We start from the raw sequence: 26,238 nt of genomic DNA, 5'->3' as shown, positions 1-26,238 counted from the left end.
GGTTGGTGTTCGCTACACCGACTCAAGCTATGCCAATTACACCAATACGAGCAAGAACAAGCCCTATACGGTGCTTGATGCTGCGATCCGCTATGACTTCGCAGCACTTAATAACAAGCTGGATGGTCTGACCCTTGCGATTAATGGCACTAACCTTGCCGATAACGATGCCGCTATCTGTAACAACGGTTACTGCTACCAGATCGAAGGACAGACCATAGCTGCAACTCTGAAATACGACTGGTAATCGATTAATCCGGGGCGCACGGTTGCGCCCCGGACCCATTCTCGCAATCCGCGTTCACCGCGGATTTTCTGCGTTTATCGAGAGCGAATTATGGCCATGGATTTATCTGATCGTCCTGCTGTCCTTGGAATGCAAAAAGCCCGCTTTGAAACGGCTAGAGGCGTGACACTCCTTGACAACATATCCGTTACTTTCCGCGCTGGCTGCCTGACAGCAATTGTCGGCCATAATGGGTCTGGGAAATCCACTGCGCTTAAAATGCTGGCCGGACTGAACAAGCCAACCAGTGGAGCTGTCACACTTGACGGGAATGACGTGGGGCGGTTTAGCGCACGTGAGTTTGCCAAAAGCGTTGCCTATCTTGCACAGGACCCGGGGCACGGGGCGGACTATACCGTCGAAGAACTGATTGCGCTTGGTCGTTATCCATGGCACGGGCCATTTGGTCGCCTGCGCGAGCGCGACAAACAATCGATTGAACGTGCGATCCTTTTGACGGGCCTCGAAGCCCTTCGCAAACGCGCAGTCAGTACGCTTTCAGGTGGTGAACGCCAAAGAGCCTGGATCGCAGTTACACTTGCGCAACAAGCCTCCTGCCTATTGCTTGATGAGCCGATTTCTGCGCTGGATCTATCACATCAATACGAAATCCTGCTTTTACTCGAACAGCTCTGCAAACAGGACGGTCTATGCATTGTTGCCGTCTTGCATGACATCAATCTGGCCGCGCGCTTTGCCGATCATATTGTCGCGCTTAAGGGCGGCAAACTGATCGCGGATGCGCCACCGGCGACCATCATGCAGTCAGACATGCTTCGCGATATTTTTGGCATGGATATGCTGGTGCAGCCTCACCCCACCAATGGGCATCCTTTTGCCCTTGCCAATGTGTGATTGGGGGCGATTCAATGCATCAACAACATCAGACATGTTCCAGACGACATTTTCTTAAGGGTCTTGCTGGTCTATCTGCCATTGCAACGCTCACACCTGTGCTGCCAGAAAGCTTTACACGCTCCGCTAAGGCTGATGTTCCCAAGCGTGTAGTCATCGCAGATGGCGCACTTGCTGAAACAGCACTTGCGATGGGGATCGTTCCGCTTGCCATGGCGGATGTGCCAGGATACCGCGTCTGGGTTCAGGAACCAAAAGTTCCTGAACAGGTCATCAATCTTGGCGCACGTTTTCAACCAAGTCTGGAAAGATTGGCGCAACTTGATCCCGATCTGATACTGACCAGCAGTTTCTATGCAAACCAGTATTCCCGCCTTTCCGACCTGGCCCCGATTGAAAAAATCGACATTTATAGCAGTAGCAAGACGCCCTTCCTGAATGCGATGGCCGCGGCACAAAAGATTGCCGAAGTTACCGGGCATCGGGGCACTGCCGAGATACTGATCTCGGACACCCTAAGCCGCATAGATCAAGCCTCTCGCGAACTTACTTCATCGCAGGCCAGTTCGGTACTTGTCACCAGCATGCTCTCGCCGCGCCACATGCGGGTCTATGGGCAAAACAGTCTGATGCAGGATGTGATTGATCGCCTTCCCGTCAAAAACGCCTGGACAGGCCCCACCAATCATTGGGGGTTTGCGACCGTGACGATCGATCAGATCGCGCAATACTCAAACGCAGCCCTCATCGCGATCAAACCCGTTCCAGACAATGTCGACCGCGCAATTGTACATAGCCCGATCCTTTCGGAACTACCGTCCATCAAACGCTTTGGGCTGATCACGATGCCACCAGTAGCAACATTTGGCGGGCTTTTTGCCGCCGGTCGCTTTTCTGATCTGCTTGCCAATGCCCTGACATCGCAAGGTGCTGCTCATGGGGAATTCGCGTCATGACAAGTCAAGCCATGCGCAGACATGCGATCCAATTCCATGCGGTTCCCGTTTCGCTTTGCATCCTTGCCGTTTTGCTAAGCCTGCTGTCTCTGGACATTGAGGCCGGTAGCCTGTCCCCGGCGGCAATATTCGACCTTGCGGCTGGATCGGACACGCGGTCGTTGTTGCTCACCCAAGGCTGGATACCAAGGTTTTTGATTGCACTTGTCGCTGGTGCGGGTCTTGCCGTTGCCGGTGCTTTGTTTCAACACACGTTAAAAAACCCGTTGGCATCGCCGTCCACACTTGGCCTTGCAGGCGGCGCTAAACTGGCGCTGACACTGGTGACGCTCTATGTGCCGGGTGCGCTTGCCATCGGTCAGGAAACGATTGCACTGTTGGGTGCACTTGTTGTCGGTTTTCTGGTATTTGCCTTGGCGCGCCGCAGTGGCTTCTCGCCACTGATCGTCATCCTGACAGGTATGATAATCGCGCTCTATTGTGGGGCAGTAACAACTGCCTTGGCAATAATTCACCATGAATGGCTAAAAAGCCTGTTTATCTGGGGAAGCGGCGACCTTACCCAAGACGGTTGGTATATCCTTGAACCATTGGCAGCGAAAGTATGCATGGGTGCGGCACTGGCTGTCGCCTTGGCTCGACCGCTTGAAATGCTTAATCTCAGCGATCATCAGGCGACCGTCCTTGGCGCATCGCCAGCACGAATGCGACTACTTTGCCTTTTGATCGGCTGTTGGCTTACGGCAACCATTGTTGCAGCGGTAGGTATTATCGGGTTTGTCGGACTGGCTGGACCAGCCATTACGCGAATGCTGGGCTTCAGACGGTTGCGATCAAAACTTCTGATGTCTGCTGTTTTCGGCGCCGTACTATTGTGTGCTGCGGATCAAGGTGTTCAGGTTTTATCGGGATATATTGGGACATTAGTGCCTGCTGGCGCGCTGACCGGGATTCTCGGTGGACCGCTTTTAATCATTATGATCCGGCAACTGCGCAGCAATTCTCAACCATCGCAAAACACGTCGCCCGCCCCAGAACCTGATCAGCGCAACATTAGAAATCACTTGCGCGTTCTGGCTGGTGTGCTTCTGGTGATTATAGGGGCGATTTTGGTCGGTCGAGATATTCACGGTGACTGGCAACTTCAATTGGGTAATGCACTGAATACCGTCTGGCCGTGGCGCGGTCCGCGTATTCTCGGTGCAATGGCTGCTGGAACCATGCTGGCAATTGCAGGCACCATATTGCAACGCATGACGGCAAACCCGATGGCAAGTCCCGAAAGTCTGGGTGTCAGTGCAGGTGCTGCAATCGGTATGATTGCGATTGTCTTCCTGATCGATGCACCAACGGCATGGTTGCAGATTTCTGGCGCAGCAATTGGTGCATTCATTACCCTGGGGGCGATCTTTGCGCTTACCCGAAAATCTGGATACGCACCGGAACGTATTTTGATTGCCGGTATTGCGATTGGTGCTTTGTTTGATGGCTTCATCGCATTTCTGATGGCCGGTGGTGATCCCCGCGCAACACGCTTGTTGGCCTGGAGTTCGGGATCAACATACGGCCTTGGCTTCGACCGCGCGAGTGTTCTGGCAATCATTGCTGTGAGCGCCTTACCCATTCTTCCAGCATTTGCCCGATGGCTTAATCTGTTTCCGCTGGGGCCTGTGACAACCAAGTCGCTCGGTGTCGATCTGTCGATCTCGCGCGGGGTTATGCTGATGTTTGCTTCTATCCTGACAGCGGCAGCTACTTTGTTGGTTGGCCCACTAAGCTTCGCCGGTCTGATTTCACCGCATCTGGCAAAACTGGCCGGATTGCGACATGCATTACCGCATACGGTCGGGGCCGCGCTGATCGGAGCTGCTTTAATGGTTGCCGCTGACTGGCTTGGGAGAATGTTATTCTTTCCTTGGGAAATTCCGGCCGGACTGATGGCCGCTATCATTGCCGGGCCTATCATGGTCTGGCTGCTTATGCGCGTCGGGCGGGGTGCCTCATGATGAATGCCCTTCAAAACGGCTCTGAAAAGAACGCTTCTCCCGCCATCGGCAATTCCCCTACCACCCGATCACTGTCTGAGATCAAAACCGATCTCTTTCAAGGACCCTATCAAGGGCTTGGTGACCGGCATCAGATCCTGACGACGCACAGTGGCGGAATAGATTGCTTTGCGCTCCACGATCCTGATTGTTTGGCACCTCTTCTTGATCACTATTGCCAGGCAAAATATCCGCAAGATGATCGGCGTGCCGCCATCTCGATGTGGTCACAATGGTATTTCGGAATTCTGTTATCCCCTGTGCTGGTTTTGGCCGCAGCAGGCGAAGCAGTCCTTACGTTTCAGCCCAACTTTATCAGTCTGACAACGGACGATAATCAATGTCCGGCCGGGTTCGATATTCATGACCGGCAGGTGCATGAGTTGAAAGAAAAATCGATCCCGCCTGATCCTTGGGCTCATCTGGAATGCCTGATTGACGGACATCTCGAACCTATGGTTGCTTCACTGGCTGCATCGTCAAAAGTTTCGCCAAAGGTGTTTTGGTCCAATATTGGCGTTGTCGTTGCTTACGTTGAGAAACACGTCCTGAAAAACACCAGGGTATCGCTTGCACCACTGATCAACGACGTCAAGCGTCCCGACGGCAATCGAAACCCGATGGTAAACCCGTACAGCACCAAACAATCCGACGATGGCAACCCCTCAAGACGTGTCTGTTGCCTTCGCTATTTACTGACGTCCGTCGACATTTGCCCAACCTGTCCGCTGGCGAAACTTTAGATTTCACGCAGGTAGTCTGCTTTCCTGCGGCATGAAATCCGCTCTGCAGAATTCCTTACTGAAGCTCATTGAAAATCCCGTCTTATGAACAACGGACGGATCTGATTTGCCATCAGATCTGTCCGAATGACAAAAGATGATCGACCCAGTGGAGAGTGCAAACCGCGTCCCAAATTTGCAAGTGACTATTATTTTCACTAATGAGCAAACTAACGGAGACATTCGGAAATGCACCAAGCAAGCCAAACTGCCCCAATTCCAAAAGACCAATTTCAGCGACAAGCTTTGCTAACTATCGCCAAAAGCCAAGAGGGGAAATTGCGACGCGTTGCCCAGTCTATCGTAAAATGTCCCCATCTGGCGGATGACATTGTTCAGGATACCTATGCCAAACTGCTCACCGCACAAATAGACACAGAAGTCACCACACCAAGTGCCTTCATAACGCGCATTGCTAGAAACATGGCAATCGACAAGGTCCGCCAAATTACGTTCGAACGCACTCTTTTCGCGGACAGCGATCCAACTGATCTTTGTCCTGCGGGAAACGCAGACTGCCCCGAAGCGCGTCTCAGTGGTTGCCAGGCCCTTCGGGTCATTGAGAATGCATTAAAAGAGCTGCCACCACACGTGCGCACCGCTTTTTACCGGCATCGCGTGGACGGGTTCGCGCAAAACGTCATTGCAAAGGATATCGGTGTCTCCAAAGCATCTGTTTGCGCATACATCCATCAGGCCGATCAGCGATGCCGTCAGGCACTCCATAATGTAGAACTGACTCGTCCAGCATAAGGCTTCCGGATCTGCAGCCTGTTCACTAAGTCGAACAGGCTGCAGATTTCAGTTTGCCGTCCCTAGCCCCAGGCCTGCACGACAGCACCACCTGCCCGGTCCCCAGTACCGGCAACCCAGTCAACAATCGGTGGATTTTGATCAAGATTGAAGACATTCTTGCCTGTCAGAGCATTTACAATCTTAGCACTTCGCCAAGCCATCAGGCTTAGTTGAGGCTCAAAGATCCCCAAATCGATCCTGCCGGCATTTTGAACAAAGATGTTTCGGTCAGATGGTCCATCCCATTGGGCACGGAATTCCGCATCCAAGCGGTAGGCACCTGATGCCCCCACTTCCAGAAGTGAACGCAGTGGCGCCATGAATTCCGGCAATGTCGTTTCATAACCGGTTGCCAGAATCAGCGCATCCGCATCGAAGAACTCGACATCCTGATTAAGCCCGTTTCTGGCAGCAATCCTCATTGTTTCACCATCTTGCTGAACCTGAAAGACTTCACGTTGCGGCAGGAGCCGACCGGCAACATGGCCCTCCTGCAGGTAACGCTGCCGGTATAGCAGCTGATAAATCGACTTGAGCGTTGAAAGCGATGCACCATCACTGGCAAGCTTTTGTCGAGACATCAAATCCTGTTTATAGGCATCCGGCAGACCTGCGAAGACATCTGCATATCCGGGCGTGAAATACTCATTCACAAATGGAGTATCATCAAGGGGTTCGAAATTGTCGCGCCGCGATAACCAGAGAACTTCTTCAACACCTTTGACGTTTCCACCAAGCAGATACTCAACAAGTTCAGCACCACTCTGTCCCCCGCCAATAACGGCAATTCTCTTGCCGCGCAGCTTTGGCAAATTCGACTTCGCTTGGCTTGTGTGAAAGCATTTATGCTTGGGCAACTGGCGCGCCCAGGCCGGAATAAATGCAGGCTTGCCGACACCAATGGCAAGATTGCTCGTGACATAACTTGTATGATCCGTACGAACCTTAAAGTCTTGACCATCGAATGCGACTTCGCGCACCACATTGTCAAATGCCAAGCCTTCCAAATGGTCTGCAACCCATTTCAGATAAGCGGCGAATTCCCGTCTTGGCACCGCGGCAAAATCCGCGTTCATGAAATCAAGCATGCGTTTCTGGCCGACCATGTAAGACAGGAAAGACCATTTGCTCGTCGGATTGGTTAGGGTCACCAAATCTTTCAGAAACGAAGTCTGAAGCTCAACACCGGGCAGCATCATGTCCGGATGCCAGGCAAATTCAGAACGTTGCTCAAGAAAGATTGAAAACACATCAGCAACCCCGTCCAGCTGCGCAGCAAGACTAAGATTGAAAGGACCAATTCCAATCCCGACAAGATCCAATTTATCCATCGTTCAAGTCCTTCTATTTGCTTGAAAATTTCATATCGGCTGGTTGTTCGAAAGCGTTCGTCAAACGTTTGCCAAACCGCGTGTGGAATGCCGGATCACCGATGATCGTCAAATGATCCGTTCCTGGAATATGCTCAGGGGCCTCGGCAAGGCGTGAAAGTGACTGCCAATCAATCAGATCAAGTTTTCGACTGACCGTATCGCCTGCAAGCCATGAAGCAATCGGCACGTCATAGGGCAGAAGTTCATGACGGCGGAAAACAAGGGCATTGTCGATTAGCACCCAGAACGTATGTTCGCGCGTACCGATCCCCGGCCCGTCTGTGGGCAGCCCGAATTCGCTTTTTCCCACAAAATGGACAAACTGCGCATAAGCAAGGTCATCCATCAGCGCCAAAAGGCGTTCCCATTCTTCACGCATCTTGGTTTTCTGCAGCCAGACCCGAATGCGTGCTTCAATCTCGGCCCACTGCCCCTGCTGGAATTTTGGCCGTGCGTTCAGATCAAAATCCTCGTCCATGTCACAGACATCAACCATTCCGACAACTCGCAAATCGATGTCATTCCCCAGCATTCGCGCAGCTTCGTATGCAAGCAAACCACCCCAGGACCAGCCCAGAAAGGCGCAGGTACGTCCCTTCGCTTCCCGATAAACCAGCTCTGCATATCGCGAACTGATATCGGTGACCGAAACATCAAGTTCCTGATTTTCTGTAAGCGAGTGGCACATGAAGCCCACGGCGGATTGATCCTCGCCCAGACTTTTCACCAGCTTCATATATTCGCGCGTGCTGACAAGCAGCCCCGGAAAGCAATAAAGGACAGGCTGATCGGGCTTGCCTTGCTGCAAATGCACGATATCCGCCCCCGGCTTGCATTCGGGTTCAGACAGCGCCAACAACAAGCTTCGGATGGTCGGAAAGTTGAAAAGATCCGTAATTTCCGCATTGCGTTCAGGAAACTGATCGCGAACTTTTGCCAGTACACGCAGGGCTGTTATCGAATTCCCGCCGATCTCGAAGAAATTATCGGTCACTCCGACTTCATCGAGACCCAGTGCGGATTTCCAAATGGTCAACAGAGCGGCCTCGTCGTCATTAGCTGGCTTGATTATGACCCCCTCGCGACGCGGTAGCGGCAACTGTGATTTATCGACCTTGTGATTGGCATTAAGTGGCAACATCGTCATTTCAATGATGTAGCCAGGCACCATTGCGCTTGGCAGCAGGTCCTGCAACCGCACACGAACTGAACGGGTATCAACCGATGCTCCGGAACGCGGTACGACATAGGCAATCAGTTCCAACCGTGAGGCAACTTCAGCTGCGACGACGACACAGTTGGCAACATCATCAAACCCACGCAAAACTGTTTCAATTTCTGCCGGCTCGATACGGTGCCCACGAATTTTAACCTGATCATCGACCCGTCCAGCAAACTGGATCATGCCATCCGGAAGGAATCGGCCCAAATCACCGGTGCGATACATTCGTGCATGATCATTCAGCGCAAAATTATCGTGAATGAACAGATCGGCGGTCTTTTCAGGCAAGTTGTTATATCCACGGGCAACACAATAGCCGCCAAGATGTATCTCACCGATTTCGCCGGGTGCGACCGCGTTGCCATCCGCATCAAGGATATAGGCCCAACGATCTCCGACCGGTCTTCCGATCGGGGCTGTAACGGTCTCACAAAGCCGGTCCTGAGCGACACGCCACAACATGGGTGTCATCACGGTTTCCGTCGGACCATAACCGTTGATCAGATAACGAGAATTGATGGCCCGCGCGATCCGGTTGAAAGTTTCCTTTGGCATTGCCTCACCGCCGAAGGAACAAAGTATCAGATCAAGAGTCTGGCCCTTCTCGCGAAGCCACCCTGCCAACTCATGTACATAGCTGGTCGGAAATGAAGCATGGGTCACGCCATGTTTGCGAATGGCGTTAACTGTGTCTTCCGGCGTCCAGAGTAATTGGTCAGGCAATAAAATACTGCCACCTGCCATCAACGGCACGATCCAGCGTTCATGACCACCATCAGATGAAAATGGAAGAAACGGTAATTCTCGCGAATCTTCATCCATCAGATAGATTGGCCCGGTAGCATTCAAATGGTCAATCAACGGGCCTTGATCCACCATGACCCCTTTAGGTTGACCAGTCGAACCGGACGTGTAGATAATATAGGCAAGCTGATCGGCAAGCGGGGCGACGGCGAGGAAGTCGGCTTCCGACGTGTCGAGCTCATCGACAAGAACAACCTCAAGCTCCTGCTGACCAAGAACCGTCAAATCCCTGCCGGTGGTAACAGCGTAACGTGCATAACAATCAGTCAATACGTGCTGATTTCTGGTCTCGGGGTGCTGCGGGTCCACGGGAACAAAAGCCCCACCAGCTTTCCAGACACCAAGAATGGCTGCAATCGCCATCGCAGATTTCGGAAGCGCAACAACAACAACATCACCACGCTCGACCCCATTGGCAATCAGAGCGCAGGCAATCGCATCTGACGTTTGTTTCAGGCGCTTTCGCGACCAAACCTCATCTGTTGTCAGGATGGCCGGGCGGTCGGGATCATCGTCGCAAAAACGGTCAATGACTTGGTGCGGATATCCTCTCATCCGCCAGGGTTCCACCGCCCATGGCAAACCAACAACATCTTCTGAAATTGAATGAAAACCGGGTTGCGAACTCGGTTCGTTTGATGGGTTTAAGGACGCGGCATTTACCGCCTGAGAACCATTCATGGTCGTCTCCACATTGGCAAAGCAAGTTTCAAGCATTTGCACCAAAGACGAACCGTCACCTGCCAAGTTCAGAAGTTTCTGCATCTCGAATCGAAAAAATGCACCTGAACTTCCAATCCTCTCATCCGTCCGGACTACAGAGACTTAACGAACCCAACCGGGTTGGAAACTTAGACATCAGGAGATCTGAATATGAATGTCATTGCATTAGAAGCACCAACTCAAAACTCATCCCAGAAACTGGAAGTTCCTCACTTTCAGAACGCCGGAAACTGGCACTCGTCCATCGAGGACGGACATATTCAGCTTTGTGGGGAAAGTGAAAATCATGACTTCTATTTCACCCTCTCACCGGACCAGATCGTCCTTGATGATGTTGCAAGCCTGACGCTTAACGTTCTAGATGCCAAAGGTTTGGCTGCGCTGGGCGAAGCACTTCTGATTGCGCATCCTTCTCGGTCTGAAATCAAACTTCCCCCGCAGTTGGATCCGGAATGGACAGCGAACATGATTCGCAACGGTCTGATTTCTCATTCAGGTGATAGCATTGTTGTCAGTTCCCGCAATCTCTATCAACTAACGCTGAACTGGTTGGCACATCCCGAACGCGACCCATTCCCTTTGAGTTACACGTCAACCAACGGACGCCGTCATCCAGTCCGTCGCCCAAGTGCCTCGCACACACTTTATGCGCGTTACATCCCCTGGATCTACAAAACTATCCGGTTTGAACGCGCGGATATTCGTCGTCATCTCGGGTGCTTCCATAAATGGATGAACGACCCGCGCGTCGACGTCTTCTGGGAAGAGTCCGGCTCAGAGGAAAAGCATAAAGCCTTCATCCAAAGCCGACTGGATGATCCCAGAACCGAGCCGCTGATCGGGTATTTCAACGACACCCCATTCGGGTATTTCGAGCTCTACTGGGCACAAGAAGATCGTCTTGGCGAGCATTATGATGCAGGTGACTTTGACCGCGGCTGGCACGTTGCCATTGGCGAAGATGCATTTCGCGGAAAGGAATATTTGACCGCATGGCTTCCGTCTCTGATGCATTACATGTTCCTTGATGACCCAAGAACGCAACGCATTGTCGGTGAACCTGATGCAGGCCACAATCAGCAAATCCGCAATCTTCTGCGTTCAGGCTTTGCCGGCATTAAACAGGTTCGTTTCCCCCACAAGACGTCACTTCTTGTTATGTTGCTGCGCGAACGCTTTTTTGATGATCGACTGTTTGTTCCGGACTTTGTCCACGATGAGGATGCTTCCTGATGCGAAAGCGTGCTCTTCCGGACCTGAATGATCCGGCGATCATGCGATTGATCCTGCGACTGGCCCTGCCATCTGTGGCAGGGCTTTCGATCAATGCCATCAATCAGGTCGTCGATGCCTTTTTTGTTTCCCAATATGCGCTTAGTGCCATGGCGGGGGTAACTTTATCCATTCCCTGCTTCATGCTGGTCGGTGCAATCGGGCACGGATTGGGCCTAACAGCCTCAACCGAAATCGGTCGTGCACTTGGCAGGGACAATGTCCAAGATGCCGCAAGAAGCGCATCCCTTGCCTTGGCTTTGGCCATTGGCTTTGGCGTTAGCGTTGCCATCCTGATCACATTATTCCACGGACCAATTCTGCATCTGCTCGGTGCGCGCAACGAGGTTTTCACCGAAGCTTCCATATACATGCGAATTCTTGGGGCCTGCTCTGTGCTGGTACTGTTGCAGATCGTTTGCGATTTCATTGCAATCGGTGAAGGTAACAGCCGATTTTCGATGTACACCTTGCTCGGGTCGTTTGGTCTGAACATGGTACTTGACCCGATACTTATCTTTGGATTCGAATTGGGGGTTGCAGGGGCGGCGTGGGCAACGATCATCTCACAGATCGCGGCCCTTTGTGCGTATGTCTATTACTTCAAAAAGCGCCTTGGACGAATACATCCCGATGTCGGGGCTCTTCACGCACTTTCTTGGCGCAAAGCTCTAGTACCGTTTGGCAAGCTCGGCATTCCAGCCAGTACAACCACTATTCTGGCATCAATATGCTTTGCCGCTCTGATGCAGGCAGCCACCAGACATGGCAACGAAGAAGAACTGGCTGGATTGGCCATCTCGTTGCGTATCGTGCTTCTTGCCATTCTTCCGATCATCGGCTTTTGTCTGGGTGCACAACCCATCCTGAGCTACGCAGCAGGTGCAGGTAATCAGGCACGGTTTGAGGCCGTGTTTACGGGCATCCTTCTCTATTGCGCGGCCTTCTCGATTACCTGCGCAGTTATTGCCTTCCTGTTCGGGGATTGGTTGATTGCCGCCTTTGTGAGCAAAGCGGAATTGATCACCTTTGGGGCGCATTTGCTCGATATCCTTGCCATACAAGTCGCGTTCGTTGGCATCTATCAACCGATGGTATCGCGCTTTCAGGCTGCTCATAATGCGCGGCGCGCTGCCATCGTCAGCATGGCGCCACAGGGCTACATTCAATTACCACTGGCGCTATTTTTACCCATGGCATTTGGCTTGGACGGAATTGTCATAGCACCTGCGCTTGCGGCAGGACTGACTGCACTCATTGCCGTTGCTTTGACGTTTTCTGATCGCAAAACACTCTTGATCAAGGAGCTTTCATCATGAACGAGCTACCTTCAAAGCCACTCTCGCTGCAGGACCACGGATCCCGGCATCACGGTGCATTTGATCCCAACTACGAGCGCCACTTCCGGGCGGTTTCCCAACCAATTTATCAAACGTCGCTATTTGCATTCCGTGACTTTGACGACATGGCAAATGCCTATGCCGGAAATCCTGGCGGTCCCATCTATGCTCGTGGTGACAATCCCACCGTAATGGCATTCGAACGGGAAATTGCAAGATTGGAGAACACCGAAGCATCCCGTGCCTTTGCAAGCGGGATGGGGGCAATCAGTGCAACCGTCATGGCACTTGTCGAACCGGGCGACCGGATCGTTACCGTTCACAATGTTTATTCCGATGCATATCGGCTTTTTGAAACCATGCTCAGACCAATGGGCGTGGCCATCGACTATGTCGATGGCACCAAGACAGATGCTGTAATTGACGCCATTTCAGGTGCAAAACTTTTGTTCCTTGAGAGTCCGACATCTCTGACATTTGAACTCCAGGACCTGGAAAAACTGGGCCAAACAGCGAAAGAGCAAAATGTTATCACCGTTATCGACAACTCTTGGGCAACACCGGTTTTTCAGCGCCCGGCCGATCACGGTATCGATCTTGTCATCCATGCAGCGTCGAAATTCCTGTCTGGTCACAGCGACACTGTTGCCGGCGTCGTCACCGGGCGAAAGGACCTGATCAACAAAATCAATGGTTCAACCTTCCCTTATCTCGGTGGGAAACTTGGTCCGTTTGAAGCATGGCTTTTGCTACGCGGCCTCGACACACTTGAGCTGCGCATGCAACGACACGCCCAAACCGGTGAGTATTTGGCCACAAGCCTGTTCAAGCACCCAAAAGTCTCCCAGGTGCTCTATACCGGGTTCAGCAACCATGCTGGGAAACGCACATTACATGGCCATTCGAGCCTGTTTTCCATCATTCTCGATGAGACGGTCGACATTCGAAATTTCAGCAACGCCCTTCGAACATTCAGGTTAGGCGTAAGTTGGGGTGGTCCCGAAAGCCTGATCGTTCCCGCTGCTGCGGTACTCCACCAGAAATATGAAATCAGTGCGTTTCGTCATTTCCAGTTGGACCGGCAACTTGTGCGCATCTACTGCGGGCTGGAAAACCCGTCTGACCTTCTGGCAGATTTGGAACAGGCAATCGATGCTGGGACAACCAGTTAAGCCACGGCTTAGGCCAATCCTCTGAACAGAAAAGGTAAAGGGCGCCAAAATGGCGCCCTTTTGCATTTCCGACTTTTGTAGCTTAACTGCTAACCGACACAACTCCTTGCCGGGAGTTCGGCCTTGTGAGAACCGCCAAAATCAATTCAAGCGGTCCGCGTGATGCGAAGCGGAACCAAAGCTTGGCAAAAACGATCCACCCCAGATACATCACAACTGAAATCCACAAACAATCAGCCAAACGAACCTGATTGTGCATACCGGCACCGTAACCAAAGAACACCAATCCCATAGCCAATGACATTCCCAAATAGATCGTCAACGACATGCGGCCAGCAGGCGCAATGAATGCAACCAAATTGCTACAAACCGTTGCGCGAAAGGCGACAAGACCATATGCGACAAGAACAATGGACAATGGTACCGCAAACAGCGGGCGCAAAACCAATGTCATCATAAAGAAGCGCTCTGGCTCAAATGCTGCGGGCAACGATGCAAGCGCCCCGTAAAGAAGGCTTCCTGCAATTCCCGGAAATGCGGCAAACGCCGCAATGGTGCGTAATTTGGCAACAAGAGCATCAAAGCCATATTCCTCACAAAACCGCGCGGCGGCAAGCCCCGAAACCATGGCAGCAGCAACAAGCAGATAGTTACTCCAAAGACAATAAAGCTGGAAACCGGCCCAACTCTCAAGACGCACCGCCATTACATCTGCAAAACTGCCGGTCGCCAGAACCACCGAAACCGGTATCTCTGGCACGACATAAGGCGATGGGTTCACTGTCAGGCTCACCCCAAAAAGCGCATTCCCAACTACAGCCATCGCCCAAAGAGCAACACCACAAACCATAAGTCCGCGAACAGAAATTTTCCGACCGATCAACAAAAGCAGCCCGATCACGGCATAGGGCAACAAAATGTCTGCTTCGAAAAGGAATACCAGATTCACAACGCCGAACAGTGCCAGCACACAAAGCCGCCGAACATAAAAACCGGCCCCATATCGTTTGAATTGCTGTAACGCGGCAAACCCGAACAGGGCCGAGAAAATCAGAATGAATTTGCTTTCAAACAATCCCTGGATCACGCTCGCGGCAAGCACATTCAGCCAAAGCGGCTCCCCGTCCTGCCATGCCCCGCCAGCAAAACCAAAAGTAATCGCAAAGAAGGGCAAATTGACCACAAGTATCCCGAACAAGGCGAACGCGCGAAGGGCGTCAATTGATGACTCACGTTGCAGAAACATCTTACGTCTTTCCTCTTGATTGGAACTCTTAGTAGAAAGACGTTTGGCAACTGATTTAATTCAGGGGACAAGTGCGACTTCTGCGCTGCTTATGCATGCTCGACCGCAAGTCCGATAACCCCGAATTATGACAATTCAGGCAACTGCTAGATCAGACTGCTTTTTGCGGGACGATTGAGAGCGATGGAGCAGTGAGTACGTTCTGTAATTGTCAGGTGCCACAAAAGCTGACATTCGACTTCCCGCGAAATCAAAGTCTTAGCATTTTCGTTTGCCAAATAAGTTGTCATCGATTGTCACAAAAGCTGACAAAAAGCTGCTAAATTGACAGAAAAGCTGACATTTTTCTCAAAGTACTTTTGCCAACGGAAAACTGACGCGCTTCGTTTACCGGACACGTTTACAGTTTGAGGGTTGAACATGACTTCTTTGCACAGTTCTTCGGATATCGTCCCCCAATAAACTTAGTCAACGTCAACGTTAACTGTCTCAGTGCAATCAATTGAAGCTCAAGCTCCTAGTCACTTGACCACTGTCAATAATCAGGAATCTGCGATGGAATATGAGAAGCATTATGGAAAAAATGCTTCGCACATTTCTGTTGTTTCTGATCGCACTTTCCCTGACCGGAACCGGTGTTGCTCAGGCTATTGCTCAGGTGACGAAGCAAACTGCAGCTGCTGACCTTGTTCAAATCACGATCTGCAGCACAGACCAGACTCCCGTGACAATATTGATCGACCGGAACGGCAACAAAGCACCCGCACCTGTCGAATGCGATTACCCAAATTGCATGAACTGCCTGAGCGGATCTGCATTCCAGCTTTCAGACCCAATTGGCGTGCCCGAACATGACCGCAAAGTCGTTCTGACGATCTTCCCCATGTCATTTGACCACGCCGGCGCGACACCCACTGCACCGGCAACCGCGCGCGCGCCTCCGTACAAGGTTTGAATTCATGAACATCCCATTTGCCCCACGTCATCTTCAGACCAAATACCAGGCACCCGGCGCATTGATGCTCCTGCAATGTCTTCTGGTCATTGCTGTTGTTTGTCTTCTTTCTTCAGTGCTGTGGGTTTCCCAGGCAAACGCGCAAAACAAACCTGTTCTGGCGCAGTTCATTGAAAAAGTTCCCGCAGCATCCCTGGTCGAGGGTGCTGATGATTATGGTCCGGTTCAAAAAGACGTGCCGGTCGCACCGGTTCTCAAGAACGGTGAGCAGATCGGCTGGGCTTTTATTACCTCTGATTTTGTTGGCACCACCGGCTATTCCGGCAAACCGATCCATGTGATGGTCGCTGTTGACTCACAGGCCCGGATCATCGGTGTCAAACTGGTCAAGCATTCCGAACCGATTGTCCTGATTGGCATTCCAGAAGAGCGGATCGCGTCACTCACCGAGGGATATGTCGGCTTTGACCTAGTTGCCGCAACAAAAGATGCAGACCACGAGCTGAATATTATTTCCGGTGCAACGGTGACCATTATGGTCATCGATGACTCGATCCTGCGCTCGGGCATCAAGGTTGCGCGCATGCTCGAATTGGGTGGATTGAGTGCCCCGGAGCAATCCAATGCAGCACAATTCAAAATCAGATCGGATGCGACCGCCCCGGAAGACTGGTTCACACTGGTTGGTGACGGGACTATTCGTCGCATGTCACTTGATGTCGGTCAGGTAAACGATGCATTTGCCACGATGGATGATCCAAGGGCGCTTGAGCGGCCAATCGAAGCCCCGGCCGAAGAAACCTTCATCGACATGTATGTCTCGCTTGTCAGCATCCCGGCCATTGGCAAGGCCACACTTGGCGAGCGCGGCTACAACAATCTGAAAACCTGGCTCAAGGATGGCGAAGAAGCCATTCTTGTTACCGCCCGGGGACAATACTCCTTCAAGGGTTCGGGATATGTCCGCGGCGGCTTGTTTGACCGTATCCAGCTTATTCAGGGCGATATGTCGGTACGTTTCCGCGACCGCAACCATCGCCGTGTTGGTGACATCATGGCCGATGGCGCACCGCAATTCAAAGAGATGGATCTGTTCAAGATCCCGGCAAGCAGCAACTTTGACCCGACACAACCCTGGCGTCTGGAACTTCTTGTCCATCGTGATGTCGGCGCAATTGAACGTCTCTACACCACCTTTGACATCGGCTGGCAGCCGCCAGTCAACTACCTCACCAAGATAGTTTCGCCGACGCCAGAGGCTAACAACTCAACCGGGGCCAGTTTCGCAACGGACGAACAGACTGCCAAAACCGCCCTTTGGCAGCGGATCTGGCGTGACAAGACGGTCGAAATCGTCGTGCTCAGCATCATGCTGATTGTTCTGACCGCCGCATTCTTCTTCCAGGGCTTCCTGACACGTTCTGCAAAATTTACCTTCTGGTTCCGCATCTGCTTCCTGACTGTCACGCTGGTGTTCCTTGGCTGGTATGCCAACGCACAGCTTTCCGTCGTCAATCTTATGGCGCTGACCAACTCGCTTGTGACGGGATTTACCTGGGAAGCGTTCCTGCTTGATCCACTGACCTTTATTCTGTGGTTCTCGGTTGCTGCGGCGCTGATCTTCTGGGGGCGCGGTGCCTATTGCGGCTGGTTGTGCCCGTTTGGCGCGCTTCAGGAACTGACCAACCGGATTGCCAAATTCTTCCATGTCCCGCAATGGACGCTTCCGTGGGGGCTGCATGAACGGCTCTGGGCGGTGAAATACATCATCTTCCTTGGCCTGTTTGGCACCATGCTGGCCTCCATTGATCAGGCGGAGAAGCTGGCCGAGGTCGAACCTTTCAAGACCGCCATCATCCTCAAATTTGATCGGGCATGGCCGTTTGTTCTTTACGCGCTTGTCCTTCTTGGCGCCGGGCTTTTCGTCGAACGGTTCTATTGCCGGTATCTGTGCCCATTGGGCGCAGCCCTCGCGATCCCGGCGCGTATGCGCATGTTTGACTGGCTCAAACGCTACAAGGAATGCGGCAGCCCCTGCCAGAGCTGCGCGCATGAATGCATGGTTCAAGCCATCCACCCCACTGGAGAAATCAACCCCAACGAGTGTCACAACTGCCTTCACTGTCAGGTGCTGTATCAAAGCGAAAAAATCTGTCCGGTCGTGATCAAGAAACTCAAGCGGCAGGAAAGCCTCTTGGCAAGCACGGAAGGCGCACAAAAAGCGCTGAACCGGACCCGGACGACCAAGCAAAATCTCAAGGAGAAGTCATGATGTCTGACAAAACATCCAAACCCGGAATCAGCCGACGTGATCTATTTGGCGTAGCCGCTGGCGGTGCTGCCTTTGCCGGTGCGGCAGGTGCTGCACGCTTGGCAGCAGTCGGTGGCGCAACCGGTGCTGCAACAGCCCTTTCGATTGGCAGCGCCCAGGCTTCAACCGGCGCTGAAGCAAGCCTCGCCCCCGGTCAGCTTGATGAGTATTACGGTTTCTGGTCGTCGGGCCAGACGGGCGAAATGCGCATTCTGGGTATCCCGTCCATGCGTGAACTTATGCGCGTTCCTGTTTTCAACCGTTGCTCGGCAACGGGTTGGGGGCAGACCAATGAAAGCCTGAATGTTCTTACCGAGAACATGTTGCCCAAAACCAAGGAATTTCTCGCTGCCAACGGCAAGAAGATCCATGATAACGGCGACTTGCACCACGTCCATATGTCCTTCACCGAAGGCAAGTATGACGGCCGTTTCCTGTTCATGAATGACAAGGCGAATACGCGCGTGGCGCGTGTGCGTTGCGATGTCATGAAGGCTGACAAGGTCCTGGAAATCCCGAACGCAAAGGCCATTCACGGCCTGCGTCCGCAAAAATGGCCGCGTACCAACTATGTCTTTGCCAATGGCGAGGACGAGACGCCGATGGTCAATGACGGCAAGGTGCTTGATGATCCGTCGCAATACGTAAACTTCTACACTGCAATCGACGCAGACGAGATGCAGGTCGCATGGCAGGTCATGGTATCGGGCAACCTTGATAACACCGACGCCGACTATGACGGCAAATATGCCTTTTCAACCAGCTACAACTCGGAAATGGGGATGAACCTTGCGGAGATGACCGCGTCCGAGCTTGATCACGTTGTTGTCTTTAACATCAAGGAAATCGAAAAAGGCATCGCAGCAGGCGATTACATCGAACTCAATGGTGTAAAAGTTATCGATGGCCGCAAAGGCAAGAACAAGAACTACACCCGATACATCCCGATCCCCAACAGTCCGCATGGCTGTAACATGGCACCGGACAAGAAGCACCTTTGCATCGCCGGCAAGCTTTCCCCGACTGTATCGGTGATTGATGTCACCAAGCTGGATGCCGTGTTCTATAACGGCGCAGAACCGCGTTCCGCCGTTGTTGCCGAACCGGAACTGGGTCTTGGTCCGCTACATACCGCATTTGACGGCAAGGGTAACGCACTGACCACCCTGTTCCTCGACAGTCAGGTGGTCAAATGGAACATTGAAAAAGCCGTGCGTGCCTATGCTGGTGAAAATGTCGATCCGATCATCAAAAAGGTCGATGTCCATTACCAGCCGGGCCACAACTCCACCTCGATGGGGGAAACTCTGGAAGCTGACGGGAAATGGTTCATTTCAATGAACAAGTTCTCCAAGGACCGCTTCCTGAATGTCGGCCCGCTTAAGCCAGAAAACGAACAGCTGTTCTCGATGCAGGGCGATGATCTGGTTCTTATGCATGATGGTCCGACATTCGCCGAACCCCATGATTCGATCATTGTTCACCGTTCGGTGGTCACCCCGGCCAGTGTCTGGAATCGTCAGGATCCGATGTGGGCCAAAACCCGCGAACAAGCCGAGGCAGATGGCGTCGACATTGACGACTGGACCGAAACCGTTGTCCGCGATGGCAACAAGGTCCGTGTCTATATGAGTTCTTCAGCGCCAACCTTCAGCCTTGAGTCCTTCAAGGTCAAGGAAGGCGATGAAGTAACCGTCATCATCACCAACATGGACGACATCGATGACCTGACACACGGTTTCACCATGGGGGACCATGGCGTTGCATTCGAGGTCGGCCCACAAGCAACTGCATCGGCAACCTTTGTCGCCTCCAAACCGGGTGTCTACTGGTACTATTGCCAGTGGTTCTGTCATGCCCTGCACATGGAAATGCGTGGCCGTATGTTCGTTGAACCGCGGAGTTAACCTGTGATGTTGCGCCCCGTCATGATGATCTTGGCCATGGCTGTCTTGCCGCTGCAGGTTCTTGCGGCAACGCAATCTGTGCCGTCAACTGACGGGGCGCTGATCTCTGCCATCGCCGGGGCTGCCCCCGGCGATGTGCTGCTGCTTGATCCGGGGCTCCATCAGGGTCCCATAGAACTCGATAGGCCCGTCACCATTGATGGTCAGGGCAAAGCAAAAATTTATGGAAACAAGACCGGAAGCGTCATTTCTGTAACCGGAACGGATATCACCATCCGTGGGCTTGAGATCGTGGGTTCGGGTTCAGCACATGAAACAATTGATTCCGGCATCCAGCTCCATCGGACAGCCGCACGTATTCTGGTCGAGGATAACCGCATCCTCGGAAACCTCTATGGGGTTGATATTCACGGCGCCAAACAAGCCACGGTGCGCGAAAATGTCATTATCGGACGCCGCGATCACAGACTGAATTCGCGTGGCAACGGCATATATGTCTGGAACGCGCCGGGAACACTGGTCGAAAACAACGAGATCCAATTCGGACGCGACGGCATTTTCGTGAACACCTCCAATCGCGGCGTCTTCCGTGGCAATCTGATGCGCGATCTGCGATTTGCGGTGCATTACATGTATGCCCATGATTCAGAAATCTCGGGCAATGTGTCGATTGGCAATCACCTTGGTTTTGCCCTGATGTATTCGAACCGCATCACGGTGCGCGATAATCTGTCTCTTGCTGATCGTGACCAGGGCTTGATGCTGAACTATACCAACAAGTCTGATCTGGTCGGAAATCTGGTACGCGGCGCAGGAGGGAAATGCCTGTTTATCTATAACGCGCATCACAATCTGATCGGGGACAACCGGTTCGAGGGCTGCCAGACCGGCATACATTTCACCGCTGGTTCCGAAAGCAATGCCCTGACAGGCAATGCCTTCATCGCCAACAAAACCCAGGTCAAGTATGTCGGGACCCGTGACGTCGAATGGAGTTTCGATGGCCGGGGAAATTTCTGGTCCGATCATCCGGTATTCGATCTTGATGGCAACGGCATTGCTGACAGCCGGTTCCGGCCAAACGATCTTGTCGATCATATTTTATGGTCCCAACCCGCAGCCGGTATGCTTTTGGGATCACCCGCCGTTCAATTGATCCGCTGGAGCCAGGCACACTTCCCCGCAACGTTGCCGGGCGGGGTCGTCGACAGCTTCCCGCTCATGAAACCGATCGAAATTCCGGTTCCCGAAGAAATCGTCTCTCTTGAAATGGCTGCTCGCGCCAATCCTGTCTGGCTGCGTGAAAGGACTGAAAATGTGTCTGACCCTCTCACAAGTCACTAAACGCTATGATGATCATACCGTTCTTGATGCGGTTGGCTTTGATGTTGCCGCAGGTGAACGCGTTGCCTTGCTCGGCCATAATGGTGCCGGAAAATCGACACTGATGAAGATCATTCTCGGCCTTGTCACTGCAGAAGGGGGAACGGTTTCTGTCCATGGTCTTGCACCCGGAAGTTACCGGGCCCGCATGCAAACAGCCTATCTCGCGGAAAACGCGTCCTTTCATCCGTCGCTGACCGGACAAGAACAGCTTCGATATTATCTTCGACTTCGCGGCGAAGATCCCCGAAAGGCCGCATCGCTTCTTGAACGCGTCGGATTGGGGGCAGCAGCAAACCGCCGCATTGGCACCTATTCCAAGGGAATGCGCCAACGTGTCGGCATGGCTCAGGCGCTTATTGGTGAACCGAAATTCCTGATCCTTGATGAACCGACAAGCGGTCTCGACCCGGTATCACGACGCGAGTTCTATGTCATTCTTGATGAACTGGCAGCACAAGGCACCGCAATTCTTTTGTCTTCTCATGCCCTTACCGAGGTTGAGGCCAGAACTGACCGGATTGTCATTCTGTCGTCAGGCGTAATGGTCGCAAACGATACCCTGGCAAACCTGCGTCAACAGGCATCGCTACCCATCCGCCTTCAGGTATCTGCCCAACGCGGCAAGGCAGACGAGGTCGCCCAAAAGCTTTCCGGGGAACGCAGCAACGGCGTGATTGTCGATCTGGTGTGCAATTCCGAGCAAAAGCTCGCACGTCTTGGCGATATCTCGGCACTGGGGCCATTGGTCGATGATGTCGATGTCATTCCGCCAAGCCTGGAAGATATCTATAGCCATTTCAGCAAACGGGGGAACGCATGAACAAGGTTCTGGCAACAGCCCATAGCGAATTCATCATTGCGCTTCGTAACCGCTGGGTGGCGATTTCTGTCGCGATGATGGTGTTGTTTTCACTTGTATTATCTGCTGCGGGCAGTGCCCCGACCGGCGCAGTTGGTGTGGATAAACTGTCCGTCACCGTCGCAAGCCTGACATCCCTTGCGGTGTATCTTGTGCCGTTGGTTGCACTGTTGATGTCCTTTGACGCAATCGCAGGCGAAATCGAACGCGGCACCTTGTCCCTTGTTCTGACCTATCCCGTCGCCCGCGGGGAACTGGTCCTTGGGAAATTCATCGCCCATCTGGCGATCCTGAGTATCGCCGTCTTGGCCGGCTACGGAATTGCCGCCGTTGCTGCGATTGCAACAGACCCCAATGCGCTTGTTGGCATCCCTGCACTGTTTCGCCTATTCTGGTCGTCGCTTCTTCTTGGCGCGACGTTCCTTGGGATCGGTTATGGCATATCGGCATTCGCACGCAGACCCGGCGCAGCAGCAGGATTGGTGATCGGGCTCTGGCTGGTTCTGATCGTTTTATATGATCTTGGCCTCTTGGCGGCCATTGTCGCCGATGATGGCGGAACCTTCACAACGCATTATTTTCCGTGGTTGCTAATCGGCAATCCGGCAGATGCCTTTCGGATATATAACCTTGCCGTTTCGGATGCGACCGCTGCTGCAGCCGGCCTGACGGGGGCTGCCAATAGCATCCCCGCTGTTCATGCCCTGATATCCATTCTGATCTGGCCGGTGATTGCCACGATCCTCGCCTGGCAGATTTTCAGGAGGGTGACGCCATGATTTCCCGACTTGCGCTATCTTCAGTCACAATCGGCCTGCTTATTCTTGCCGGATGTCAGCAGCAGACGAAAGATACCATGCCGCCACCGGTCGCCATGACTGAAGAAGCTGTCGGACATTTCTGCCAGATGAACATTCTTGAGCATGCAGGCCCGAAGGCACAAATTCATCTTGAAGGTTTGCCCTACCCCCTGTTTTTCAGTCAGGTTCGCGATGGCATTGCCTATGAACGCATGCCCGAACAAAACTATAAAATCCGTGCGATTTACGTCACCGACATGTCCAGGGCCCATGACTGGGAAAATGTGGGACGAGAAAACTGGATACCGGCAACCAGTGCGCATTATGTCGTCGCTTCTGCCAAGACCGGGGGTATGGGGGCACCGGAACTTGTTCCCTTCTCTGATCAGGACGATGCCAAGAATTTCGTCAGTCGCCATGGCGGCCAGATAATGCGCCTTGAAGACATTGATGACGTGCTGGTTCTAAACAGTGTGCCCGTAACACCATCCGCCGAGACACACGAAACGGCGATCATGCCAGATGACGACGATTATCGCGCGCGTCTTGAAAAACTTCGCAAAGAATGAGGTCCGCCATGTCCGACTTTTCACGACGCCGGTTTCTGACCATATTTGCCACCGCTGGCGCACTCTCGGCTGCACCGTTTGCATTAAAGGCACAGCATCCGGTCCGCACTTGGAAGGGCGTTGCAATGGGGTCTGCTGCATCGATCAGCCTGTCGCACCCCAACGCTGACGACATCCTTTTGCGTGCAACCCGCGAACTTGAACGACTGGAAAATATCTTCAGTCTCTATCGGGAAAATTCCACGCTCGCACAATTGAACCGCGATGGTGTGGTTAACACTCCGCCTTTCGAACTTTTGGAATGCCTGGGACTGTGCGGGACCATAAACCAGGCAAGTGGTGGCCTTTTTGATCCAACGGTTCAGCCGCTTTGGCAACTCTATGCGCAAAGCTATTCAGAAGGCCGGGCGCCCGAGAATGTTTTTATCCGTAAAACACTTTCAAGAACAGGCTGGGACAAGGTTGTTATCAATCAGAGCCAGGTCAGCTTCAGAAGACCGAACATGGCAATGACCCTGAATGGAATTGCCCAGGGCTACGTTGCAGACCGTATCGCCAAGTTGCTTCGCGATGACGGATTGAACAACGTCCTGATCAATACCGGCGAGTTCGCGGCTCTGGGCGGCCACCCTGAAGGTGAAGACTGGCCTGTTTCAATCAATACCGGATCAGAAATTCGAAAAGAAAGGGTAATGTTGCGCGACAACGCCTTGGCAACATCACTGCCGAACGGCACCTTCTTTGATCAGGCGGGCCTTGTTGGTCACATTCTTGATCCGCGCACCGGCCGTCCCGCACAAGCACGCCCAACAGCGGTTAGTGTAACTGCAACAAAGGCAGCTGTGGCCGATGGGCTCAGCACGGCAATTTGCCTTATGAATAAAGGCGAGGCAGACAAATTGCTCGCACAGTTCCCGAGCGCAAAACTGGTCTAGCTTTGCCTCCCATACTGGATGACATTTCTGGCAAACGTTTGGAACGCCGCTGAGCTAGTGGGCCAGTTCCAGAAGTGCCTCACGATCAAGTATCTGCAGTTTCGGCCCCGCCGATATGGCGCCAGATGCTTCAAGTTTGCGCAAGGACCGGGAAAACGTTTCTGGTGTAATACCGATCCGGCTGGCAATCTGGCGCTTATCGGGAAAGTTTTTGCCACTTGTGCCGTCGATGGCCGCGCCATTTCGGTCTTCAAAATCGATCAGAAACGCAGCAATCCGTTGGATCGGACGCGTATGGCGCAGTTTATAGATTTCCTCAAGGAAGAACCGTTCCCACCGCAACAGGCTTGCCAGCACATCTCCGACAACGTCAGGCGCGCTTTTGAGGATGCCAAGATAGGCAGTGCGCGGAATGGCCACGATTTCACAATTCTCGACGACCTGACATTCAACCGGATAGGACCGGCCCGCAAAGGAAACTGCCTCCGCAAAGGAACCGGCCTCGGTCAGGAAATGCATCACTGTTTCATCCCCCTGCGAGGAGGTTTTCACAAGCCGCAAATGACCGGACAAAAGAATGTAGAAATATTCGGCCACATCACCGGCCCGAAAAAGATGTTCCCCCCGCGCATGGCTTTCGACCTTGCATGTTCCCAGCAGTGTCTTTAGCCGTTCTTCCCCAAGTGCTGCCAACAGCGGCACCTGAAAGATTACATCATGATCTGCGCTAGACAGCGACCTTGAAACCATCAGACTGTTCCTCCCTGGCTTCACTGCTTGATAAACCACACCACTCGGCCAGCATCTCGGTATCTGCAATACGGATGATGTACCCGTTGGAGTGTTGGGAAACGCCATGTTCCGACAACTTTTTAAGCGCCCGGGAAAATGTCTCGCTTGTCATGCCAATCTTGCGTGCCAACGCAGACTTTTCCACGGTAAGCGGCGTTTCATGCGCATCCCCGACAGGAACGGCATCTGCAAGCAAATATATCCCCAAACGTTGGGCCGCTGACCGGCATTTCAGTTCCTCGGTCTGGCGTAACATTTGACATAGTCTTTCTGTTACAACCGACATCATGGTTAATGCCCGATCAAAGTGCGCCGAGAGAAAATCGGCAAAGGCGGCGCCGTCAATCCGGATGGCGGTCGTCGCGTCCAGCGTTTTGATTGAAACGGCGTAACAGGCTTCCGGTGCCAGCGCACACTCACCTACAAGCTGTCCGTCACCCAGCAAATCAATAACACCGTCCTTGCCCTCCCCGTCCGTGTAGGACAACTCAACATGCCCATTCACAATCAGAAAAAGGGCCGATGCTGAGTCTCCGGCATGGATGATTACCGTATCTGGATCATACCGAACCCACGTACACAATGACGCCAGTTCCAGAATGTCGTCTTTCGGCCAGTTTTTGAAATAGCGCCCAGACTGGAGAACACCCGAGATTCGATCAATATCTCTCATTGTGAAGTTTCCATGGAAAAACGCGGTTGTAGTTAAGCATTGGAACAAATCTAACATTCAACCGGCCGGGGTGGATTGTTCCATGTCAAACAAGTCCGTCAGGCCCATAAAACAAAGTGCACCGTCCAGCAAAAAAGCCCTGCCAGTCAGCAGGGCTTTGTCACAGAAAACACGCGACGA

22 protein-coding genes are annotated in these 26,238 nt (G+C 52.8%); 17 read left to right on the top strand and 5 right to left on the bottom strand.

What is annotated here, in order from left to right; translation table 11 throughout:
- The 6 genes from B2T33_RS10405 to B2T33_RS10380 all read left to right on the top strand — a co-directional run.
- The coding region (locus tag B2T33_RS10405; protein ID WP_286791951.1) for a TonB-dependent receptor domain-containing protein at positions 1-247 on the top strand (247 nt) is incomplete at its 5' end.
- Positions 248-409: 162 nt separating this feature from the next.
- Positions 410-1,141 carry an ABC transporter ATP-binding protein gene (locus B2T33_RS10400; protein ID WP_245227669.1) on the top strand — a complete coding sequence of 244 codons (732 nt, stop codon included), beginning with the start codon at positions 410-412 and terminating at the stop codon, positions 1,139-1,141.
- A gap of 14 nt (positions 1,142-1,155) precedes the next feature.
- Positions 1,156-2,097, top strand: a complete 942-nt coding sequence (locus tag B2T33_RS10395) for an ABC transporter substrate-binding protein (protein WP_197145703.1) — start codon at positions 1,156-1,158, stop codon at positions 2,095-2,097.
- A complete protein-coding gene (gene fhuB, locus B2T33_RS10390) occupies positions 2,094-4,103 on the top strand; it encodes a Fe(3+)-hydroxamate ABC transporter permease FhuB (RefSeq protein ID WP_197145705.1) in 2,010 nt (669 codons plus the stop codon). Before B2T33_RS10395 ends, fhuB begins: the two co-directional genes overlap by 4 nt.
- Positions 4,100-4,885: a siderophore-iron reductase FhuF gene (gene fhuF / locus B2T33_RS10385; RefSeq protein ID WP_197145707.1), complete on the top strand. Its 786-nt coding sequence runs from the start codon at positions 4,100-4,102 to the stop codon at positions 4,883-4,885. Before fhuB ends, fhuF begins: the two co-directional genes overlap by 4 nt.
- A gap of 228 nt (positions 4,886-5,113) precedes the next feature.
- Positions 5,114-5,677: a sigma-70 family RNA polymerase sigma factor gene (locus B2T33_RS10380; RefSeq protein WP_197145709.1), complete on the top strand. Its 564-nt coding sequence runs from the start codon at positions 5,114-5,116 to the stop codon at positions 5,675-5,677.
- 62 nt (positions 5,678-5,739) lie between these two features.
- On the opposite strand, the gene B2T33_RS10375 is transcribed toward B2T33_RS10380, so the two are convergent.
- Entirely contained in the window at positions 5,740-7,050 is a 1,311-nt protein-coding gene (locus tag B2T33_RS10375; protein ID WP_064779650.1) for a lysine N(6)-hydroxylase/L-ornithine N(5)-oxygenase family protein, read from the bottom strand.
- A 13-nt stretch (positions 7,051-7,063) separates the two neighbouring features.
- Entirely contained in the window at positions 7,064-9,673 is a 2,610-nt protein-coding gene (locus tag B2T33_RS10370; RefSeq protein ID WP_197145711.1) for an amino acid adenylation domain-containing protein, read from the bottom strand.
- A gap of 318 nt (positions 9,674-9,991) precedes the next feature.
- On the opposite strand from B2T33_RS10370, the gene B2T33_RS10365 reads away from it, so the two are divergent.
- From B2T33_RS10365 to B2T33_RS10355, 3 genes are read left to right on the top strand one after another with little or no spacing between them, the layout of a single operon-like run.
- Entirely contained in the window at positions 9,992-11,074 is a 1,083-nt protein-coding gene (locus tag B2T33_RS10365; RefSeq protein ID WP_197145713.1) for a GNAT family N-acetyltransferase, read from the top strand.
- Complete coding sequence (locus tag B2T33_RS10360; protein WP_064779653.1) at positions 11,074-12,432, top strand: MATE family efflux transporter; 1,359 nt, start codon at positions 11,074-11,076, stop codon at positions 12,430-12,432. Before B2T33_RS10365 ends, B2T33_RS10360 begins: the two co-directional genes overlap by 1 nt.
- Positions 12,429-13,625 carry an aminotransferase class I/II-fold pyridoxal phosphate-dependent enzyme gene (locus tag B2T33_RS10355; protein ID WP_197145715.1) on the top strand — a complete coding sequence of 399 codons (1,197 nt, stop codon included), beginning with the start codon at positions 12,429-12,431 and terminating at the stop codon, positions 13,623-13,625. The genes B2T33_RS10360 and B2T33_RS10355 overlap by 4 nt, the downstream gene beginning before the upstream one ends.
- Before the next feature lie 82 nt (positions 13,626-13,707).
- On the opposite strand, the gene B2T33_RS10350 is transcribed toward B2T33_RS10355, so the two are convergent.
- The gene (locus B2T33_RS10350) at positions 13,708-14,526 is read right to left on the bottom strand and encodes a DUF418 domain-containing protein (RefSeq protein WP_286791949.1); all 819 of its coding nucleotides are present in this window, start codon (positions 14,524-14,526) and stop codon (positions 13,708-13,710) included.
- Between the two features lie 919 nt (positions 14,527-15,445).
- Between B2T33_RS10350 and B2T33_RS10345 the strand changes: the two genes are divergently transcribed.
- From B2T33_RS10345 to B2T33_RS10310, 8 genes are read left to right on the top strand one after another with little or no spacing between them, the layout of a single operon-like run.
- A complete protein-coding gene (locus B2T33_RS10345) occupies positions 15,446-15,826 on the top strand; it encodes a hypothetical protein (RefSeq protein WP_064779662.1) in 381 nt (126 codons plus the stop codon).
- A 4-nt stretch (positions 15,827-15,830) separates the two neighbouring features.
- Positions 15,831-18,098, top strand: coding sequence for a NosR/NirI family protein (locus tag B2T33_RS10340; RefSeq protein ID WP_083996933.1), 2,268 nt, complete (start codon positions 15,831-15,833; stop codon positions 18,096-18,098).
- Positions 18,098-20,044 (top strand): TAT-dependent nitrous-oxide reductase, encoded by a 1,947-nt coding sequence (nosZ, locus tag B2T33_RS10335; RefSeq protein WP_062957249.1) that lies wholly within the window; start codon positions 18,098-18,100, stop codon positions 20,042-20,044. Before B2T33_RS10340 ends, nosZ begins: the two co-directional genes overlap by 1 nt.
- 6 nt (positions 20,045-20,050) lie before the next feature.
- The gene (locus B2T33_RS10330) at positions 20,051-21,388 is read left to right on the top strand and encodes a nitrous oxide reductase family maturation protein NosD (protein ID WP_064779663.1); all 1,338 of its coding nucleotides are present in this window, start codon (positions 20,051-20,053) and stop codon (positions 21,386-21,388) included.
- Positions 21,360-22,250, top strand: a complete 891-nt coding sequence (locus tag B2T33_RS10325) for an ABC transporter ATP-binding protein (protein WP_286791948.1) — start codon at positions 21,360-21,362, stop codon at positions 22,248-22,250. Before B2T33_RS10330 ends, B2T33_RS10325 begins: the two co-directional genes overlap by 29 nt.
- On the top strand, positions 22,247-23,068 hold the full coding sequence (locus B2T33_RS10320) for an ABC transporter permease (RefSeq protein WP_064779665.1): 822 nt from the start codon (positions 22,247-22,249) through the stop codon (positions 23,066-23,068). Before B2T33_RS10325 ends, B2T33_RS10320 begins: the two co-directional genes overlap by 4 nt.
- Complete coding sequence (locus B2T33_RS10315) at positions 23,065-23,658, top strand: nitrous oxide reductase accessory protein NosL (RefSeq protein WP_064779666.1); 594 nt, start codon at positions 23,065-23,067, stop codon at positions 23,656-23,658. The genes B2T33_RS10320 and B2T33_RS10315 overlap by 4 nt, the downstream gene beginning before the upstream one ends.
- Positions 23,655-24,593, top strand: a complete 939-nt coding sequence (locus tag B2T33_RS10310) for an FAD:protein FMN transferase (RefSeq protein ID WP_339660079.1) — start codon at positions 23,655-23,657, stop codon at positions 24,591-24,593. Before B2T33_RS10315 ends, B2T33_RS10310 begins: the two co-directional genes overlap by 4 nt.
- A 54-nt stretch (positions 24,594-24,647) precedes the next feature.
- On the opposite strand, the gene B2T33_RS10305 is transcribed toward B2T33_RS10310, so the two are convergent.
- Both B2T33_RS10305 and B2T33_RS10300 read right to left on the bottom strand, forming a co-directional pair.
- Positions 24,648-25,286: a Crp/Fnr family transcriptional regulator gene (locus B2T33_RS10305; protein ID WP_167351179.1), complete on the bottom strand. Its 639-nt coding sequence runs from the start codon at positions 25,284-25,286 to the stop codon at positions 24,648-24,650.
- Between the two features lie 34 nt (positions 25,287-25,320).
- Positions 25,321-26,058, bottom strand: coding sequence for a Crp/Fnr family transcriptional regulator (locus B2T33_RS10300; RefSeq protein WP_167351180.1), 738 nt, complete (start codon positions 26,056-26,058; stop codon positions 25,321-25,323).
- Positions 26,059-26,238 lie beyond the last annotated feature (180 nt).

This window comes from Thalassospira sp. UBA4513 (assembly GCF_002388495.1).
GTDB lineage: Bacteria > Pseudomonadota > Alphaproteobacteria > Rhodospirillales > Thalassospiraceae > Thalassospira > Thalassospira tepidiphila.
This window is presented reverse-complemented; position numbering and strand designations above follow the sequence as displayed.